The sequence below is a fragment of the Orenia marismortui DSM 5156 genome (assembly GCF_000379025.1).
Taxonomy (GTDB): domain Bacteria; phylum Bacillota; class Halanaerobiia; order Halobacteroidales; family Halobacteroidaceae; genus Orenia; species Orenia marismortui.
In genome coordinates this window covers 93,140-113,187 of sequence record NZ_KB900617.1, presented here as the reverse complement: position 1 = coordinate 113,187, position 20,048 = coordinate 93,140, and the positions used below count along the sequence as shown (strand labels likewise).

At 30.2% G+C, this 20,048-nt stretch carries 17 protein-coding genes; 15 read left to right on the top strand and 2 right to left on the bottom strand.

Going from position 1 to position 20,048, the window contains the following annotated elements; genetic code table 11:
• The first annotated feature begins 13 nt into the window (after positions 1 to 13).
• The 4 genes from pknB (at position 14) to trhA (ending at position 4,977) form a co-directional block, all read left to right on the top strand.
• On the top strand, positions 14 to 2,047 hold the full coding sequence (gene pknB, locus OREMA_RS0100500) for a Stk1 family PASTA domain-containing Ser/Thr kinase (protein ID WP_018247320.1): 2,034 nt from the start codon (positions 14 to 16) through the stop codon (positions 2,045 to 2,047).
• Between the two features lie 239 nt (positions 2,048 to 2,286).
• Positions 2,287 to 3,177, top strand: coding sequence for a ribosome small subunit-dependent GTPase A (rsgA, locus tag OREMA_RS0100495; protein ID WP_018247319.1), 891 nt, complete (start codon positions 2,287 to 2,289; stop codon positions 3,175 to 3,177).
• A 1-nt stretch (position 3,178) separates the two neighbouring features.
• Positions 3,179 to 3,823, top strand: a complete 645-nt coding sequence (gene rpe, locus OREMA_RS0100490; protein WP_018247318.1) for a ribulose-phosphate 3-epimerase — start codon at positions 3,179 to 3,181, stop codon at positions 3,821 to 3,823.
• Positions 3,824 to 4,335: 512 nt separating this feature from the next.
• Positions 4,336 to 4,977: a PAQR family membrane homeostasis protein TrhA gene (trhA, locus tag OREMA_RS0100485; protein WP_018247317.1), complete on the top strand. Its 642-nt coding sequence runs from the start codon at positions 4,336 to 4,338 to the stop codon at positions 4,975 to 4,977.
• 71 nt (positions 4,978 to 5,048) lie between these two features.
• Here trhA and OREMA_RS0100480 read toward each other — a convergent pair whose 3' ends face one another.
• The gene (locus tag OREMA_RS0100480) at positions 5,049 to 5,570 is read right to left on the bottom strand and encodes a D-glycero-alpha-D-manno-heptose-1,7-bisphosphate 7-phosphatase (RefSeq protein ID WP_018247316.1); all 522 of its coding nucleotides are present in this window, start codon (positions 5,568 to 5,570) and stop codon (positions 5,049 to 5,051) included.
• Between the two features lie 131 nt (positions 5,571 to 5,701).
• Here OREMA_RS0100480 and OREMA_RS0100475 point away from each other — a divergent pair, with 131 nt between their 5' ends.
• Both OREMA_RS0100475 and OREMA_RS0100470 read left to right on the top strand, forming a co-directional pair.
• Complete coding sequence (locus tag OREMA_RS0100475) at positions 5,702 to 6,391, top strand: response regulator transcription factor (RefSeq protein WP_018247315.1); 690 nt, start codon at positions 5,702 to 5,704, stop codon at positions 6,389 to 6,391.
• Positions 6,384 to 8,204 (top strand): HAMP domain-containing sensor histidine kinase, encoded by a 1,821-nt coding sequence (locus OREMA_RS0100470; RefSeq protein ID WP_018247314.1) that lies wholly within the window; start codon positions 6,384 to 6,386, stop codon positions 8,202 to 8,204. Before OREMA_RS0100475 ends, OREMA_RS0100470 begins: the two co-directional genes overlap by 8 nt.
• Positions 8,205 to 8,323: 119 nt before the next feature.
• Here OREMA_RS0100470 and OREMA_RS18750 read toward each other — a convergent pair whose 3' ends face one another.
• Positions 8,324 to 8,500: a hypothetical protein gene (locus tag OREMA_RS18750; RefSeq protein ID WP_018247313.1), complete on the bottom strand. Its 177-nt coding sequence runs from the start codon at positions 8,498 to 8,500 to the stop codon at positions 8,324 to 8,326.
• 299 nt (positions 8,501 to 8,799) lie between these two features.
• Between OREMA_RS18750 and OREMA_RS18080 the strand changes: the two genes are divergently transcribed.
• From OREMA_RS18080 to OREMA_RS0100420, 9 genes are all read left to right on the top strand, one after another.
• Positions 8,800 to 10,482 (top strand): HD-GYP domain-containing protein, encoded by a 1,683-nt coding sequence (locus tag OREMA_RS18080; RefSeq protein WP_157279981.1) that lies wholly within the window; start codon positions 8,800 to 8,802, stop codon positions 10,480 to 10,482.
• Positions 10,479 to 11,585, top strand: coding sequence for a sugar ABC transporter substrate-binding protein (locus tag OREMA_RS0100455; protein ID WP_018247311.1), 1,107 nt, complete (start codon positions 10,479 to 10,481; stop codon positions 11,583 to 11,585). The genes OREMA_RS18080 and OREMA_RS0100455 overlap by 4 nt, the downstream gene beginning before the upstream one ends.
• Before the next feature lie 85 nt (positions 11,586 to 11,670).
• The gene (locus tag OREMA_RS16880) at positions 11,671 to 11,979 is read left to right on the top strand and encodes a GerW family sporulation protein (protein WP_018247310.1); all 309 of its coding nucleotides are present in this window, start codon (positions 11,671 to 11,673) and stop codon (positions 11,977 to 11,979) included.
• Between the two features lie 34 nt (positions 11,980 to 12,013).
• A complete protein-coding gene (pgeF, locus tag OREMA_RS0100445; protein ID WP_157279980.1) occupies positions 12,014 to 12,835 on the top strand; it encodes a peptidoglycan editing factor PgeF in 822 nt (273 codons plus the stop codon).
• Positions 12,836 to 13,014: 179 nt separating this feature from the next.
• Complete coding sequence (locus OREMA_RS0100440) at positions 13,015 to 14,907, top strand: histidine kinase dimerization/phosphoacceptor domain -containing protein (protein WP_018247308.1); 1,893 nt, start codon at positions 13,015 to 13,017, stop codon at positions 14,905 to 14,907.
• A 29-nt stretch (positions 14,908 to 14,936) separates the two neighbouring features.
• Positions 14,937 to 15,521: an ANTAR domain-containing response regulator gene (locus OREMA_RS0100435; RefSeq protein ID WP_018247307.1), complete on the top strand. Its 585-nt coding sequence runs from the start codon at positions 14,937 to 14,939 to the stop codon at positions 15,519 to 15,521.
• A 914-nt stretch (positions 15,522 to 16,435) separates the two neighbouring features.
• A complete protein-coding gene (locus OREMA_RS0100430) occupies positions 16,436 to 17,407 on the top strand; it encodes a sugar ABC transporter substrate-binding protein (RefSeq protein WP_018247306.1) in 972 nt (323 codons plus the stop codon).
• 87 nt (positions 17,408 to 17,494) lie between these two features.
• On the top strand, positions 17,495 to 18,985 hold the full coding sequence (locus OREMA_RS0100425) for a sugar ABC transporter ATP-binding protein (RefSeq protein ID WP_018247305.1): 1,491 nt from the start codon (positions 17,495 to 17,497) through the stop codon (positions 18,983 to 18,985).
• Position 18,986: 1 nt separating this feature from the next.
• The gene (locus OREMA_RS0100420) at positions 18,987 to 19,982 is read left to right on the top strand and encodes an ABC transporter permease (RefSeq protein WP_018247304.1); all 996 of its coding nucleotides are present in this window, start codon (positions 18,987 to 18,989) and stop codon (positions 19,980 to 19,982) included.
• Positions 19,983 to 20,048: the final 66 nt, after the last annotated feature.

Here is a 20,048-nt window from a genome sequence, read left to right as displayed (position 1 = left end):
TGGGGTGAGACTGATGATTGGAAAGGTCCTAAATAATCGATATGAAATAATAGAAAAAGTAGGTACTGGAGGTATGGCAATAGTTTATCGTGCTACAGATAAACTATTGGGGCGACCAGTAGCCGTAAAGATATTACAACCTCAATTTGCAGATAATGAAACTGCAGTAAAAAGGTTTAATCGTGAAGCTCAATCAGTAGCTAGCCTTTCTCATCCAAATATTGTGAATATTTTTGATATTGGGAGAGATGATGATCTTCACTATATTGTAATGGAGTATGTTACTGGTAATGATTTAAAAGAAGAATTAAAAAAGGTAGGTAGATTTGAGGTTGATAAGGCAATTCAATTAATAACAGGCATTTGTAATGCTTTAATTAAAGCCCATCGCAATAATATTATTCATTGTGATATTAAGCCTCATAATATTTTAGTGACTAAGGATAATCGAGCAAAGGTAACTGATTTTGGTATTGCTCGTGCTGTTACTTCAGCTACAATGGCCCATACTAATTCAGTTATGGGTTCTGCTCATTATCTTTCTCCTGAACAGGCGAAAGGAGCTAAAGTAAGTACAAAGTCTGATATTTATTCCTTAGGCATTGTACTGTATGAATTACTGACAGGGCAAGTTCCTTTTACTGGGGAAAATCATATTTCAATTGCTTTAAAACATCTAGAAGAAAAACCCCCTTCTCCACAAGAGATTAATCCAAACATTTCTGATGAATTAGCAAGTATTATTTTAAAGGCTATTGCTAAAAAACCAGAAGATAGATATAATTCAGTTGTAGAAATGTTAAGAGATTTAAAAGAAATTGAAATAAATACTACTCAAAAAGTAAAAAATAAAGATATAACTAATCAACATACGATGGTTATGTCTAAAGAAGATTATCAAAAAGAGATTAATAAAGAAATAAATAAGAAAGTAAGTAAGGAAGTAAGTAAGGAAGTAAATAAGAAGACTACTAAGAAAGAAAGTCTTCCAAAAAGTGATTTTAAAGAAAATAATAGAGGAGTAAGGAAGTTGAACAAAAGAAATCATAAGGCCACTTCATTTGAAAAAACTCCTAAGAAAAATACCAAAAAGAAAAAGAAGAAGAGAAATGAATTTTTAACTGCTTTATTAATTTTGGGAATTATAGGAATTGTTATTATGGGTGTCGGATATTATATGCTAATAAATTATATGGAGGTAGAAGAAGTAAGGGTTCCAGATGTAGTAGGAAAACATGTAGAGAATGCTAGACAGGAACTTGCAGATAAGGGTTTAGAATTGAAGGTTTATTATAGGAGTCATAGTTCAGAGGTAGAAAAGGATCATATTATTTCTCAAAGTATTAAAGCAGATAAGAAGATTAAGGTCAACAGGGTAATTGAAGTTGTAGTAAGTAAAGGTGCTAAATTGTCTAAGGTACCTAATTTGCTTGGTATAGAGTTAAGAGAGGCTGAAATTAAATTAGATAAATTGGATTTAGAAATAGGAGAGATTAAGGAAGAGTATAATAATGAGGTTAAGAAGGGACAGATTATCTCTCAAGATCCGAGACCAGATATTGAGGTTAAATCTGGAGCTACTGTAGACCTCTTAATTAGTAAAGGCAAAGAGCCAAAAGAAGTTTTAATTCCAAATTTAGTTGGTTTAAAGAAAGAAGAAGCACTAGAAAAGTTGAGAGAGCGTAATTTGTTATTAGGTCAAGTTTTGGAAAGGGAGAGTTTAAACTACCTTAAAGGTAGGGTAATTGCTCAAAATCCTAGTCCTGGAAAGATGACTATGGAAGGAACAACAATTCAACTAATTATAAGTAAAGGAATTAGGAATCCTAGAGGATCTGAAGTTAAAAGTCCTTTAGTTAGAATTGATGTTCCAGCAGGAAATGAAAAGAGAGTTCAGATTGTTGTTACCGATGATAATGGTCAAAGGACTGTATATGATCAAGTGCACCAACCCCATGATAAGGTTGAGAAGGAAGTTATAACAGTAGGATCAGCAGTTATTAGAGTTTATTTTGATGGACAATTGAATTATGAAAAGAGGTTATAGTATAATTAATGAGTGGAAAGTAATCTTACTTTTCACTCATTGTTATGTTAATAAAAATATTAAAAGATAATATTAACCTTATTTTACTTAGTATAGACATCAAACCTTAGAATGAAATTTAAATATATAGTTATAGAAAGAGATTGCTAGTTTAGGAGTTAGAGTTTAGGAAATAGAATCTAGGAAGATTCTACTAACCCTAACCCCTAAGATATATCATTATAAAAAGGAGAGTGATTATGAAAGAAGGAAGAATATTAAAGGCTTTTGGTGGATTTTTCTTTGTATCTGATTTTGATAGCAGAGAGGTTTATCAGTGTCGAATTAGAGGAAGGTTAAAGAAAGAAAAAATAGATGTAATAGCTGGGGATATAGTTGAGTATACAGCGATGGAAGGTAATACTGGAGTTGTTGAAAGGAGATTGGATAGAAAGAACTATCTTTTTCGTCCTCCAATAGCAAATGTAGAACAAGCAGTGGTTACCTGTTCTATTGTACAACCAGATCTCCACTTTAAACTTTTGGACAGGTTATTGGTATTAGCTGAAACAGAAGATTTGGAGATTAGTATTTGTATTAATAAAGTTGATTTGCTGGGCTTAGAAAAGGCTAAGGCAGTTATGAAACCCTATGAAGAGATTGGATATAAAATAGTCTATACTAGTGTAGAAGAAGGTATAGGCATCTCTGAATTAAAAGAAGTTCTTAAGGATAAGGTATCAGTGTTTGCTGGACCTTCAGGTGTAGGGAAGTCTAGCCTATTGAATGCTATACAACCTGGATTAAAGTTAAAGATGGGCGAGGTAAGTGAACGGATTAAGCGAGGACGACATACTACTCGCCATGTAGAGCTATTATCCTTAAATATAGGTGGTTGGGTAGCAGATACTCCAGGCTTTAGTTCTTTAGATGTTACTTTTGTTCCATCTGAAGAGTTGCAGTATTATTTCCCAGAAATTTCAGGTTATCTTAATGACTGTAAATTTTCTCCTTGTTCCCATAGCCATGAACCAAAATGTGGAGTTAAAGCTGCTGTAGAAGAAGGATATATTCCAGAACACAGATATAATAATTATTTAGATTTTTTAGAAGAAATTAAGAAAAAAGAAGAAAGAAATTGGAGGAGATAAAATGATAAAGGTGGCACCATCGATTTTATCAGCAGATTTTAGTAAATTAGCAGAAGAGATTGAAACAGTAAGTTCAGCAGAATATTTACATATTGATGTGATGGATGGACATTTTGTTCCAAATATCACTATTGGACCTTTGGTTTTAAACTCTATTCAAGACAAGACTGATCAGATATTAGATGTTCACTTGATGATTGAAAACCCTGATCAATATATCCCTGAGTTTGCTAAAGCAGGAGCAGATATTATCAGTGTGCATATAGAAACATGTCCTCATCTACACCGTACAGTTCAAAATATTAAAGCAAATGGTGTTAAAGCAGCAGTAGCTTTAAATCCTGCTACACCTTTAACTGCTATAGAGTATATATTAGATGAGTTAGATATGGTATTAATTATGACTGTTAACCCTGGTTTTGGGGGGCAAAGTTTTATTCCAGAAATGATACCTAAAATTAAAGAGTTAAGAGCGATGATTGAAAAGCGTGGATTAGATATTGATATACAGGTAGATGGAGGTATTAAACCTGGTACAACCTCAATAGATGTAATTAATGCTGGGGCTAATATTTTAGTAGCAGGTTCAGCAGTTTTTGGTGCTGAAAATAGAGACCAAGCAATTCAAGGTTTAAAGGAATATTAATAAATATGTTATGAGCTAAAGGTCAAATCTTTTAGCTCTTTTTTTTATTAGTGATAATGATTAAATCTGATTAAGTTCTGATCTTAGCTATTAGCTAGTAGCCAATAGCTAAAATACCTGCGTAACTTGATCGAGGAGAAAATAATTTCTATCACAGCCTTGCTGTCTAATAAATTATTTTGGTTTTTAGTTCTTAAAAGATTAGTAGAATTTGAATTTTAAGTATATAATATAAAGATCTAGTTGCTATATAAATTAATTCTTCAGCCCTTTATTCGTGTTAACTCGTGACTAAAAATTACTTTAGTAAGTACTTATGTTTTAATCAAATTCTTTAATTCCATCGACATAGTAAAAAAAACACTATAATTACTAGCTATAATTTATTGATTATAAAAACTTGATTTTAATTTGATATTTGTATAGAGGAATTTATTTTTTATTGGTATAATATTCATTAGATGCTAAGTCAAATTATTATTATATTCAAAATTATTCAAAAGGAGATTAAAATGGATAACAAAGAAAGAGTGATTAGTGGTGAAGAGATTACAAATGCTATCTTACATGGTGTTGGTTTAGGATTATCTATTGCTGCTCTTGTAGTTTTAGTAGTATTGGCTAGTATCTTTGGTGATGCTTGGTATATAGTGAGCTTTAGTATTTATGGTGCTACTTTAATTATGCTCTACTTATCTTCTACTCTCTATCATAGCTTCCCACAGGGAAAAGTAAAGAATATTTTTAGGATTTTTGATCATTCATCTATATATTTACTAATAGCAGGTACTTATACACCATTAACTTTAATTTCTTTAAGAGGAGCTTTAGGTTGGAGTATTTTTGGGATTGTTTGGGCAATAGCATTATTAGGAGTTATATTCAAGGTCTTTTATACAGGAAGGTTTGGTATATTTTCTACTATTTTATATATAGCTATGGGTTGGTTAGTTATAGTGGCTATTAAACCATTATTATCTGTGTTGACTACTGCTAGTATAGTATTTTTAGTTGTAGGTGGGTCTTTATATACTATAGGAACCATTTTCTATGCTGTAGATAAAATCAGATATAATCATGCTATATGGCATCTCTTTGTTTTGGGGGGGAGTATATGCCATTTCTTCACTATTTTATTTTTGCTACCTAGATAAATTTATTGTATATTAAATAAAATTCATTTTTAAAATAAGCTATAGCCCAAAATTTTGGGCTATAGCTTATTTTAAACACCAATCAAGTGCTCAGAGTTTATAATGATATCAACAGCATCTTCTAAATTTTCAACAGAATAATCGGCTTTAGGGTATTTACTTCCCAGTTTTATGGTTTTACATTTCGCTTTTATTCCAGCCTCAATATCTGAATTTCTATCACCAATCATAAAAGAATCTTCTAAATTAACATTATATTTTTTAGCTAATTTAAGAATCATACCAGCTTCTGGTTTCCGGCATTTGCATTCTGATTTAAAATGAGGGCAGTACTCTATATCATCAATAATTGCATTATCCTTTTTTAAGGTAGCTACTAGATATTGATGAATCTCATCTAAATCTTCTTCAGTAAAGTATCCACATTCAATCCCACCTTGGTTTGTAACAATAAATACTTTATAGCCTTCATTATTAAGCTTTTTAATTGCTTTAGCAGTCCAGGGGTATAATTCCAAATCTTTAGGTTTATTAACTGGTTTATCATAGCTGTTAACTACACCGTCGCGGTCTAAAAATATAGCTTTATTCATTAATAAATCACTCCTTATTATAGTTTTCTGTAATTTCAATAAGTTATTAATAGTTTATTCTTAATATTTTCTTAATATTTATATGTTATACTATAAATACAAGAGAGTTTATGAATTGGAGGAGAAAGTCGATGGATGCTAAGAAGATACTAATTGTTGATGATGACAAAAATGTAATTGAAATTTTAAGCTTATATCTTAAGAAAGAAAACTTTGATGTTGTAATAGCTAGAGATGGTGAAGAAGCTCTTAAAAAGGTTGAAAAAAATAATCCAGATCTAATTATTTTAGATATTATGATGCCTAAAATAGATGGCTTAGAGGTTATAAAAGTTCTTAGAAAGAATAATGATCTTCCTATTATCTTATTATCAGCTAGAAGTGAAGAGTTTGATAGAATTTTAGGGCTAGAATTAGGAGCAGATGATTATGTTACTAAGCCTTTTAGTCCTAGAGAAGTAGTAGCTAGAGTTAAAGTAATATTAAAGAGGATCGATAAGAGTAATCAAACTATTAAAGAAAAAGAATTAATTTCTTTTCCAAGCTTAGTGATAGATCCTCAGGAAAGAAGTGTTAAAGTTGATCAAAAGCAGATAGAATTATCACCTAAAGAATATGAATTATTATTATTATTGTCTAAACACCCTAATCAAGTATTTGAAAGAGAGCAATTATGTGATAAAGTATGGGGAATAGATTATTATGGCGATATGAGAACTGTTGATGTTCATATAAATTGGTTAAGAGATAAACTAGGTTTGAACTATATTAAGACAGTCTGGGGTGTTGGTTATAAATTTGAGGTGACTGAAGATGTTTAATAATCTTTTTTCAAAGATTATGGGAAGTTATATTATAATACCAATTTTAATTTTATTATTATTATTGGTTATTTTACCTAATTATTTAAAAGATTATTTTTATCAGGCAAAAGAGAGAGAGTTATTAGGGAAAGGGCAGGCTGTAGCTAAGATTATTTCTGAGAATGATTATTCTGATAGTAATATTTCTTTAAATAATTTAGAAAAACTATTAGATACTAGTTTAATAATAATCAATCAAGAAAGAGAAATAATTAATCAGGGGATGAGGCTGCAAGGAATGATGAGAAGTTCATGGATGAGAAAGATGCATCATAATCAAGGCAGAGGAATGATGAATCACCATGGCATGATGAGGCATAATAGAAATAATCCTCCTCAAGTAATGATGAATTTTAGTGATGAACTAAATAAAGTTTTGGCAGGGGATGCAACTAGCTTTAGAGGAGAAACCCCAATGTTGAATCAAGCAATTATTGGTGTAGGAATTCCAATAAGAACTTCTGAAAGAATGGCGTTATTTTTAATTTCTCCTTTAAGAGGTTTAGAAGAGACTGTAGTTAAGGTGAGAAATCTAACTATAAGGGTAAGTTTTATTGCTATTTTAATAGCATTGATTTTAGGCTATTTTATTTCTAAGGGAATTACTCGTCCTGTTAAAGAGATGAAGGACAAAGCACGCCTGATGGCAGCTGGAAACTTTAAAGCTAAGATAGACAAGCTTCCCAATGATGAGATAGGAGAATTGGGAAAGAGTTTTAATTATTTATCCACTAAGCTAGAAAGTAATATTAATGAATTGACTACTGAAAAGAGAAGAATGGAAGAAATGCTAAGTAGTATGGCAGAAGGAGTATTAGGTGTTAGTAAAGACCAGAGGATTTTATTAGCCAATCCAAGGTTAAAGGAAATTTTAGAGATTGATAAGGAGATAATAGGAGCGGAATTTAATGACTGCTTTAATGATACTCTACTCGATTTAGTGGAAGAAGTGATGCTAGAGGAAAAAGAGTTAAAGGAAGAATTTAATTTTGGAGATAAGATAATTGTAGCTCATGCTGCTCCAATTACAAAGACTGATGATGAGTTATGGGGGATTATAATTTTAGTTAGAGATGTTACAGAAATTAGAAAATTAGATGAGATGCGTAGGCTATTTGTTGCTAATGTTTCTCATGAATTAAAGACTCCGCTAACAGCTATTCGTGGTTATTTGGAAGCAATTTTAGATGGAGTAGTTGAAGATATAGATCTGCAAAGCGAATATTTAAATCGGGTATTATCAGAAACTACTAGGATGACAAGGTTGGTTAAAGATACTTTAGACCTTTCTCGATTGCAGTCTGGTCAAATGGATTTTAAAGCAAGTGAATTTGATTTAATTGTGTTAATTAATTCGGTTATAATTAATTTAGAAGGCAGATTAGAAGATAGAGATGTTTCTATCGAAGCTAGTGAAACTTTAATTGTGAAAAGTGACCGAGATAGAATTGAAGAGGTTTTGATTAATTTATTAAGTAATGCTATTAAATTTACTGCTTCAGATGGCAGAATAGAAATTAAAGTTAAGAAGCTTGAAGCTGAAGTTAAAGTAAAAGTTATTGATGATGGGATTGGTATTCCTACTTCTGAACTACCTTATATTTGGGAGAGGTTTCATCAAGTTGATCGAGCAAGAACTCCTGACCAAAAAGGGACTGGACTAGGGTTATCAATAGTTAAAGAGATAGTTGAAGGTTTAGGAGGAAAGGTTGAGGTAGAGAGTGAAGCTGGGAAAGGTAGTGATTTCAGTTTTATTATAGAAAGTAAATGATTTTTGATAAAATTAGGGTTTATAGATAATAAATTTTTAATTAAAGAAGGTTTAATAAAGAAGGAAGTAAAATTAATAAAGTTCAAATAAAAAAGGCAGGAGAATTCTCCTGCCTTTTTTTATTTTCTGCCAATTCCTAAATCATTTCTTGCTACAGGAGGAACGCCTTTACGATCTTGACGATGTTCATTCATTTCAAAGGCATCAACTTTTTCTAAAACCCTTTTTGCTTTAGTTTCCGCTATTTCTCGATTGATTTCCATATCTTGTTTTAAATTGATTTCTTTTTTAGCCATTAGTATCCCTCCTTACCTCATATTATACCCAACTTCATATTTTCTAGTATTAATTAGTTATTGAGTAGTTTTGCAGATTATTTTTAGTGTAGTCTATTATAATTTTTGTGATATTATATGAAATATTTAGAATCTATTAGCAGAAATTTATTTTTAGTTATTATACTGTGAATCTGATAACTAAAAAAGGAAGTTTGATTTTTTTGTGGAATATAAGTAAGAAAGGATTATAAATAACGATAGGTAATCTTTTTTTAAAATACTGAAATTAATTAGTGAGAATTTGATAAAAAGTGGGGGTGAGAAATATTTCTAGTAAAAGTTTCAAGTCAATTTTGACCCAAAATATATTGCTGGCATTATTGATTATGTCCTTGCTTCTTATTCCATTTAGTATATATTATGAGTTGAATCAGAACTTAAAAGAAAGGATTAATTTGTATGATTCTTTGTCTTCTTTATATTTTGAATATTTAGAAAGGGAAATAGATAATAAGATTAAAAATACTAAGCCAGTTTACCCTGATGATCTTCTTAATATAAAGGGTCGGATAAAAGAAGTTGGTGGTATGGATAGATATTCAAAAATCAAGAAAGATACTCTTTATATTTATAAAAGTCAGGGGGATAAAATAGCTTTATATAAGATTAACATACATAAATTAGCCAAAAAAACAGGAGATATTCTCAATTTGAAAGCTCCCTACGGATTATTTTCTCTTTTATATGAACCTGTTTTTACTAGTACAAATCAATTTGTTGATTTGGATTTCTATGATAGAAGTAGAGTGAAAAGAGATGGTTTAGACTATTATTTTATTGGAATGAATGATAATCCTTATGTTACTTATCCTTTTTATTTAATTATAGATTTGGAATTGAATTTATTAAGTTTAATAAAGAGAGTTTTATTTAAAATAATTTTATTGTTAAGTGTAACAGTGTTAATTTCACTTTATTTAACTGAGGGTTTTAGTAGAGTTTTTTCTCGAAGAATTAGTCGTTTTTCTGAAATGGCATATAGTATTGGTAAGAGAGCAGTTAAAGGGATTAATCATGATAGTAAACTTCCCTGTATTGGAATTAAAGAGATTGATAAGATTGGTGATACTTTAGAAGGACTGTTTCAGAGTAACTATGATTATGCTACTAAATTAAAGAAGAATAACCAGATAATTAAAGTTACTAATAAATCGTTGTGGAAAGTTTTAGGGATGATTGAGAATTTAATAGCAGATAAAATCACCAAAGATTCCTTTTATTCATTAGTCCAAGAAGAAACGGAAGGTTTAGAAGAGAATACTAAAGAGTTGTTGAATAATTTGGCTGAAGATATAGTTAAAGTTAATAAAGAGAAAGAAGATTATCTAGAACAGAATAAGAAAATGATTTATAAAATATTATTATTGTTAGGGGAAATGTCAGAATATCGTGATGATGTTACAGGTGCTCATATTAATCGGGTCAGTAAAGTAGCTAGAATATTAGGTGATGCTATCATTGATGATCAGGAAGAATTGATTATGCTAGAGAATGCTGCTAAACTACATGATTTAGGAAAGATAGCAATACCAGATAGTATTCTTTTAAAACCTGGAAAATTAACTAAAGAAGAGTTTGCTCAAATGAAAGAGCATTGTCAAGCAGGATATAATATTATATCTAAAATAGAACATCCTCTTTTCGAAATGGCATCTAGTATAGCTCTAACTCATCATGAAAAATGGGATGGTACAGGATATCCTCTAGGTTTAGAGGGGAATGATATTCCTTATGAAAGTAGAATAGTAGCTATTTGTGATGTTTTTGATGCTCTTAAATCTGAACGACCTTATAAAAAGGCTTTTACTTTTGAACAGGCTTTTAATATTATAACTCAAGAAAAAGGTAAACAATTTGATCCGCAGTTAGTTGATATTTTTATCGAGAATAAAGAAAATATAATAAATATCTACAAAGGGGAAGAGGAGGGAATTGCTTGAAACTAAAGATTTTAATTTTGGGACTTGTTTTAATTTTAGTTTTAGGGTATATATATATGCCAAGAAAAGAAGTGAATATGGCTGTACAAATGACTGAAGAAGAAGCTAAAGGATTACAGAAAATATTAAAAGAATATGAAAGATTTCATTTTGTTGAGTTTAATCTTTTGAATATACCATTTTCTAATCATTTCACAAGAATCCAAGAATTTTTAGAGTCAGGTAAAAAGATTGATATAGCAAGAATTGATATTAAGACTCCTGAATGGTTTAAAAAATATATAGTAGCTGATACTGTAATTCCACAATCAGTTGATTGTTTATTACTTTTTTATAATCCAAATATTATTAAGATGCCACCACTTACTCTTGATGATTTTATTAGTTATACAAGAGAATATACTATAGATGAATCTGGAAGAAGTTTAGGTGAAGAAGATTTTTCATCTGATAAAATAGTGCAATATGGTTCTTATATCTCATTATATTCAGGATGGTGGATGAGTGTCTTTTTTGGAAGTGAAGATAAAAATTTCCTTACAGAGGATGTAGACTATAATTCTTTCATAAATGTAGCTAAGAGATTTAAAAGGCTTTATAAAGATAACTCTTTACCTAAAGTAGATAACAATAACTTTTATGACCAGATGGTAAAGATGTTTATTGAAGAAAAGGTAGCTATGATGATTAATGGACCTTGGGTTTTATCATCTTTAGATAAATCCAATCAAGATTTTAAAATAGCCTTGTTACCTAAGGGAAAAGAAGGTCATTTTTCTCCAATGGGAGGACAGCAATGGGCTATGTTAAATGATAATCCGGTAATTAGAGATGTTATGAAATATTTATCTTCAGAGGAGGTAGCAAGAAAGTTTTATAAATATAATGGTACTATTATGCCTAATGATGAGTTTTTAGAAGAGTTAACTGGACAAGGAGATATAGTGGCAAAACAATTATTGAATGCTGTAAAGATAAATAAAAGTAATGATTATTTATTATATAATTTTTTCTCTTCAAAGTTTAGAAACTATTTAGAAGGCAACTTAAATGAAGATCAGTTATTTAAATTATGGAAGAATAAAGTTAAAACTCTTAATTAGAAGAACAGTGAGAACTGTTCTTTTTTATCTGCTATTATAAATTAATAAAAAAGGAATAAACTAATATGAAGGGGGCAGATAAAAGATGACTTTACAACAAGATGATCTTATATTTAATTTGGAAGAGATGATTAAAGAAAATCAAATTTTTGGTGATCCATATAAACTAGACGATTTGACTTTTATTCCTATTATAGATACTATAGTAGGGTTTGGAATTGGAAGTAAGGATATGATTGGTGCAGGTGGAGGAGCTTCTTTGAATACAAGAGCAATTATTATTATTAAAGATAATAATGAAGTTTCTTTTATAGATTTAAAAGATAATTCAGACTCGAGAGAACTAAAAGAAAGAATTCCTGAGATTATAGGAAGTCTAGAGAATATTATTTAAAGCTAGACTTTTTAAGAATAATTATAAGAAGAAGGTGATTCAAATTTTTAAATTAAGAGAAGTGTATGGTGTCAAATATTACATTATTGAAGAATTTGAAGATAGCGGTTTGGTAGAACATGGGTTTACAACTAAGTTAGGTGGTGTTAGTAAAGGTGATTATGCTGAGTTGAATCTAGGCTTGCATGTTGATGACAAAAGAGAAGATATTTTAGAGAATAGAAGGTTAATCACTGAGATTTTGGGTTCTAACCATAAAGAATTGGTAGCAGCTAAGCAGATACATAGTGATCAGATCAAAGTTATTGATATTAAAGATAAAGGGAGAGGTGCTTTAGATTATAAAAGTGCTATTGATGGTACAGATGCTTTAATTACTAATCAACCTGGAATCTTACTAACATCTTATTATGCAGATTGTACCCCGATTTTAATTTTAGATCCAGTCAAAAAGGTTATTGGATTATCCCATGCTGGTTGGAAAGGTACAGTGCTAAAGATAGCTCAGAAAACGGTGCTAAAGATGAAGGAGGTATATGGAACAAATCCTCAAAATATTCTAGTAGGAATAGGTCCAGCTATTGGTGCTTGTTGTTATCAAGTTGACTCTAAAGTTATTGATCCATTGAAGAATAATTTTGAGAACTGGGAAGAATTTGTTAGTGAAGAAGGAAAAGAACATTGGAGATTTAATATGCCATTAGCCAATCAAGCTCAGTTAGAAGAAATAGGGGTTAGAGAAGAAAATATAATTCAGAGTGAACTATGTACTTGTTGTAACTCAGATTTATTTTTTTCTTATAGAAATGATAAGGCTAAGACAGGTAGGATGGCTAGCTTGATTAAATTAAAGTAATATTTTATTAATAAAATAATTAAGAGGATGATGATAAGTCATTCTCTTTTTTTAGCTTATTAATTTTAATCAGAATACAGGTTTTTTATAAAAAGCATAGAATGGTTTTAATAAATAGTAAAATTAAATTTAGAGAGAATTTATTTTTTATTGAATATTTTTAGGTGGTGGCTAAGTAAATGGATCAAGCTATTTTTAAGATTAACAATTTATATTGTAGTGATTTTGAGGGGCATAGTATTAGTAATATAAATTTAGATCTATATTCAGGTGAGGTTCATGGTCTAGTTATAGAGAATAGTTCAGCAAGTGAGTTGTTTATTAAGTCAATAGCTACTTATCTTAAAGGAGATTCCTTATCAGCTAGTTTTGGACAGTCCTCTTTAAAGAAGCTAATAGGAAGTTTAGAATTTAAATCTGAATTAATAGATAGAGTTGTGGATCATAAATTATCTGAAATAGATTTTCTATTAAAGAAATCTCCTCTTGTAAGCTCTTTTTCTGTAGCAGAAAATCTTTTTGGATTAGAATACCCAACTAAAAAATATTTTAATTTTATTAATTGGAAGAAAGTTAATAATTTAGCTAAAGAGATTTTAGAACAGTATAATTTTGATTTGGATTATAAAGAAAAAGTCGATAACTTATCTACAGAAGAGAAGAAGTTAGTAGCAATTGTTAAGGTGTTTTTAAATAAACCTGAAGTGATTATTATGAATGAAGCTACAGATAAATTAAGTGCTAAATCTACTTCTAAAATCTATGGATTGATAAGTAGTTATAAAAAAGATGGAGGTAGTATTATTTATATCACCCAAAGATGGGAAGAAGCTTTAAGAGTTTCTGATCGAATCTCTATTATCGCTAATGGTCAATTTAAAGGAACTTTAGCTGCGGATGAGGCTAAAAAATGTCCAAAGAAATTATTTAGTTTGCTAGTAGATTATAATTACAGAGAGATTCAATCTAGTTGTAGTGATGAACGAGAAATTTTAGATGCTGTTTTTAAAGCAACTGAATTCTTAACTTCTGAATATGAATTAAGAGATGTATTAATATTATTAGCTAAAGAAGTAAGTAAGGTTATGAATGCTGATGGTTGTATTATTAATTTGATTGATGAAAGCACTAATGCATTAATAGATAACTTTGAGTTTAAGAGAAAAAAATATTTAGAGGCCAGTTTAACCAGAAAGTCAATCTTAAATATTTCAAAAGAAGATAATATTTATTATTCCAATGCTCGAGAAAAGGATTTTGATTCTTTATTTAAAAAAAATAATAAAGTAAAGACAATTATATGTATTCCGTTGTTAATTAGATCACATGTATCAGGAATTATCCAAATTTTTTATGAAGACTTTTATTTGCATTCTGAGGATGAATCTAAATATTTATCAACCTTTGCTCGGCAAGCTGCATTGGCTATTGAGGATACTAGACTGATGGGAAGGTCTGCACTATTACAAGAAAGTCACCATCGAATTAAAAATAACTTGCAAGCAATAGTAAATTTAGTATCTTTACAAAAGAACTTTATTGCTGAAAACTCTAAAAAATCTGTTGATGATATTCTAGATAATATTATTTTAAGAATTAAAAGTATAGCTGTGGTACATGATATTCTATCTAAAGATAAATTTGGTAGAAGTATTACTAATCTTAAAACTTTAATAAAAATTATTGTTAGATTTGTTAACTTGGATCAAAAGGTTAAAGTTAAATTAGATTTAGAAGATATATTTATTGCTTATAATAAGGCATCATCGATTGCTTTAATAGTCAATGAATTAGTAAGCAACTGTTTAAAACATGCTTTTACTGATAAATCAGTTGCAAAGATTAAAATTAGATGTAAGCGTCTTGAGGATGTTGTTCTGTTGGTTATTAAAGATAATGGAGTTGGATTAGATGGAGATTTTAAGTTAGAGAATACGGAGAGTTTAGGGTTATCTATTGTTCATTCTATTATTAGTAATGAATTTAATGGTAGAGTGAATTTTTCTAACTTAAAAGAAGGTACTGAGGTAAGAATAAAGCTGCCAATAGAAAGTATTTCATTAGGTAGTTAAAGTGACATTAGTTATTAGGAGGAGATTTTATGGATAAGCCATTGAAGATATTAATAGCTGAAGATGAATATTTGTGTTTGATGGGGCTTAAGGCTAATTTAAAAAAATTGGGATATGAAATTATTGGTGAAGCAAGCGATGGTAAAGAAGCAGTAAAGTTAGCATTAGATCTAGAACCAGATTTGATAATTATTGATATTAATATGCCTTCTTTAGATGGAATTGAGGCAATTAAGAGGATAAATAGCATAAGACTTATTCCGAGTATAATAGTTAGTGGCTATCATGATCAAGAGCTAATAGAAAAAGCCAGTGTCGAAAGTGTTTTTGGCTATTTAGTTAAACCTGTTGATGCTAAAGACCTAAATGCAGCTATAAAAGTTGCTATATCTAGATATAATGAAATTAAGGACTTAGAAGATGAATTAAAGGATACAAAAACCTCTTTAAAGAACCGTAAATATATAGAAAGGGCAAAGGGTATTTTGATGGATAGAAAGAATTTAAAAGAAGCAGAAGCGATGAAAGAATTACAGAAAATGAGTAGAAATAATAATAAGAAAATGATAGTTATAGCGAAAGAAATAATTAAAGCAAATCAGATTTTAGGCTAATATAATAGATTTAATACTTATTCTATATAATTATTAGCAGGTAGTTAATAAAATCAAGTTAAGGAAAATTAAGATATAAAGAGTATGATGGAGTTATAAATATATAGTCTTCTATTATTGTTTTTGATTGAATGTGAGTGAATTTGATTATTTGTTAAATTGGATATATAATTAAATTGTAGAATAAAGCAGTTATAATTTTTCTTTGTACTTATGGTTGGTACAAAAAAATTACTCTAAATGAGAATAATAAAAAATAAATAGATTAATCTATACTTATGGTTGGTATAGATTACAGGGGTTATGGGTGCTCCGTATATGAACATGCTATATTTTTAGTTATGCATGCATATATGGGGCACCTATTTTTTCTTTGAGTATTTTTAATAAGGTGGAGTTTATAATCTGAGAATTATAAATGATTATATAAGGAATTATAATTACAAACAATCACAAATAATCATATATGCTTAGATAACTTTAGTTGAGAAAGATAAATAATAATGAAGATAATTTTTTATGATCTATGAAGAGGTATTTAGGCCAAGTGAAAATTTAATATTTTGGGTATAACTCTTATAATAAGCTATTACTATAACAGCCCAGATATAGCAGAATAAATATCAATTTTTTTGCTGTGTATGGGCTGTATTATTATAAAATGATTATAGTTAATTAGGGCCAATAAGTTTAATAATTTTATAAGGGCTCTTATTATATATGGGGCTTTATGCCCCATTTAAATAAATCAAGCTGAAAGGGGGAGATAAGAAATTATCTTATAGTATTAGTCAGATTAATTAGAATCAATAAGCTTAATTATTTTATAAGGATTCTTATTATATAGATTTATCTTTTTAGCTAGTATAATAATTAGTTTAGTAAATTAAAAGAAGAAAAAGGGGTGGATTTAAGTGTTTAAAATCAAAAAGATTATGGCTGTAGTATTATTAGTAACTATGGTATTGGCTTTGTCAGCATGTGGTGGTAAAAAAGTAGAAAATGAAACTGTAACAACTACTAATGCTCATGAAGGAATTAAAGTTGGAATTACATTTATGACTACTGATAACCCATTTTTTAAAGCTATGGAGAATTCCGTTAAAAAAGAGGTAGAAGACAATTTAAATGGTACTCTTCTTGTTTCAAATGGTCAACATGATGCTGCAAAACAGTTGGCTGATGTTGAAGATATGATAGTCCAAGGTATTGAATTGCTATTATTAAATCCTGTTGATTATGAAGCATCTGAAAGTATTGTTGCTGCTGCTAAGGAAGTTGGAATTCCAGTTGTATGTGTTGATGGTGACTCTATAGGTGATCGTGATATATTTATTGCATCTAATAATTACAAAGCGGGTGTAATTAATGCAGAGTATGTTAATGAACGCTTAAATGGAAAAGGAAAAGTTGTTGTTATCAATGGTAACCCGGTTTCTGCTGTTAGAAATAGATATAATGGATTTATGGAAACTATAAAAAAATATCCAGATATTAAGGTTGTTGCTGAGCAGAATGGTGATGGTACAAAGGCTAAATCAATGGAGGTTATGGAAAATATCTTACAAGCTCACCCACAAATTGATGCTGTATTTGCTATAAATGATCCAAGTGCTTTGGGTGTAGTAGCTGCTGCTCAATCAGCTGGTCGTGCAGATGAGTTCTTTGTGATGGGTGTAGATGGTGCTCCAAATGCAGTTGAAGTAATTGCTAATAATGAAACTGGAATGGGTATGGCTGCAACTGCTGCTCAAGAGCCTGCAAAAATTGGAAAATTAGGTATTGAGTACGGATTGATGTTACTAGATGGTAAGGAAGTTCCTGATGAATTACCTGTACCAGTAAAATTAATCACCCATGAGAATGCTGCTGATTTCAGCTGGTAAGATATTCATAGAGTAAGGGTTAGATTTGACCCTTGCTCTGATTATCTGAATTATTAGATTTAAACTCTAATAGAGGGGTGCCTATTTATGAATAACATTTTAGAAATGAAGAATATAAATAAGTCTTTCTTTGGTGTTCAAGCATTAAAAGATGTTAGTCTTCAAATCCATAAAGGAGAAGTACATTGTTTGATTGGAGAGAATGGAGCGGGGAAATCTACCTTGATGAAGATTCTCTCAGGAGCTTATCAAAGAGATTCAGGGGAGATATTCTTTAATGGGAAAAAATTAGATACTAGTAGTACCTTGCAGGTACAAAAAGAAGGGATTAGTATTATCTACCAAGAGTTTAATTTAGCTTCGGTATTAACTGTAGCTGAAAACATATTTATGGGTAGAGAGCCGCTTAATAAATTAGGAATGATTGATAAAGACAAGATGTATGAAGATACCCAAAAAATATTGGATAAGTTAGGAGTAGAGGTTAGCCCTAGAGCTATGGTCAATAGCTTGAGTGTAGCTGAACAACAATTTGTTGAAATTGCTAAAGCATTATCTTTTGGAGCAAAATTGATTGTAATGGATGAACCTTCAGCAACCTTAACACCTAAAGAACTAGCACGTTTATTTGCTGTGATTTGTGATCTCAAAAATAAAGGAGTGTCTATTATATACATTTCTCATCATCTAGATGAATTAATTGAGATAGGAGATAGAGTAAGTGTTTTGCGCGATGGGGAACATGTAGCTACTGATGATGTAGATAATATTGATAAAGATCAAATCATCCGTTGGATGGTTGGAAGAGATTTGACTAATAGTTATCCTGAACGGACAGTAACGACCGGTGAAGTAGTATTAAAGATTAGAAATCTTTCTAGTGAAGGGGTTTTAAATAATATTAATTTCTCTTTACACAAAGGTGAAATTTTAGGAATTGCTGGTTTAGTAGGGGCTGGTAGAACAGAATTAGTTAGAGCTTTGTATGGTGCTGACCCTAAGGATACTGGAGAAGTTTATCTTAATGATCAATTAATTAATGTTGAATCACCTAAGGATAGTATTGAGCATGGAATTGGTTTATTACCAGAGGATAGAAAACAGCAGGGGGTTGTTTTAGGCCAATCAATCAAAAACAATATAACGTTGGCTAAAATAGATAAGGTTACTAAAAAGTTACTGATTGATAATGGAAAAGAAAGAGAAGAAGTGCAAAGATATATTGATGATTTAGGGGTTAAAACTCCTTCTCAAGAGATGTTAGCTAGAAATTTAAGTGGTGGCAATCAGCAAAAAGTTGTATTAGCTAAGTGGATGTTTACTGATTCAAATATACTAATCTTTGATGAACCAACGAGAGGGATTGATGTTGGGGCTAAGTATGAAATTTATGAATTAATGAATAGATTAACTGAGCAAGGTAAATCAATTATTATGATCTCTTCTGAGCTTCCAGAGATTATTGGAATGAGTGATAGAGTCTTAGTAATGCATAAGGGTAGAATTAGTAGTATTTATGAGAATAAGGATTTAAATCAAGAAAAAATTATGAAGAGTGCTGCAGGGGAGGTAAGTTAATATGGATTTGAATTTGAGCCAGAAATTAACTTCAGGTAAGAAGAATGTTTTCTTGAAAAAAATTAACAATAGTTATTATAAACCAGAGATTTATGCAGTAATTGGTCTAGTTTTATTATCTATTGCCTTATCTATAGCTAGTCCTTATTTTTTTACTTCTAGAAATATGATCAATTTAGCACGCCAAGTTTCTCTTAATGCTATTATTGCTACTGGTATGACTTTCGTAATTTTGACTGGTGGAATTGATCTATCAGTTGGCTCTATTGTAGCTTTTACAGGTACATTAATTGCAGGATTTATTGTTAATACTGGAATGTCACCCATCTTAGCAACTATTTTAGGTTTAGCTTTAGGAACATCTTTTGGTATTTTTAATGGACTAGTAATTTCTAATACTAAGATACCACCAATTATTGTAACCTTAGGTACGATGTCTATGGCTAGAGGTGCTGCTTTATTATATACTGGAGGTAGTCCAATTGCTGGATTGTCAGCTGGATTTAAGTTTATAGGTAGAGGCTATCTAGGAGGGATTCCAGTCCCAGTTTGGATTATGATTGCTGTTTTAGTTGTAGCTAGTATTATATTAAATAAAACTAGATTTGGGCGTCATGTATGTGCTCTTGGCGATAATGAGGAGACAGTTAGACTTTCAGGAATTAGTGTTAAAGCAATTAAAATGAAAATTTATATGATTACAGGTTTCATGTCTGCTCTTGCTGGTTTGATTTTAGCTGCCCGTTTAGGATCTGGTCAACCATTAGCAGGAGAAGGCTGGGAATTAGATGCTATTGCTGCTACAGTAGTTGGAGGTACTAGTATTATGGGAGGTAGAGGTACAATCATTGGTACATTAATTGGTGCCTTTATTATTGGTATGATCAATAATGGTTTGAATTTAATGAATGTCTCTCCATATTTGCAATTAGTAGTAAAGGGAGCAGTTATAGTAGGTGCTGTATTTGTTAGATCTGGAGTTGTAAAAAGAAAATAATTTTTTTAATTAAGTGGAAAGTTATTTGCCTTTCTATACTACTAAGTTGAAATTGATTTATCTAGT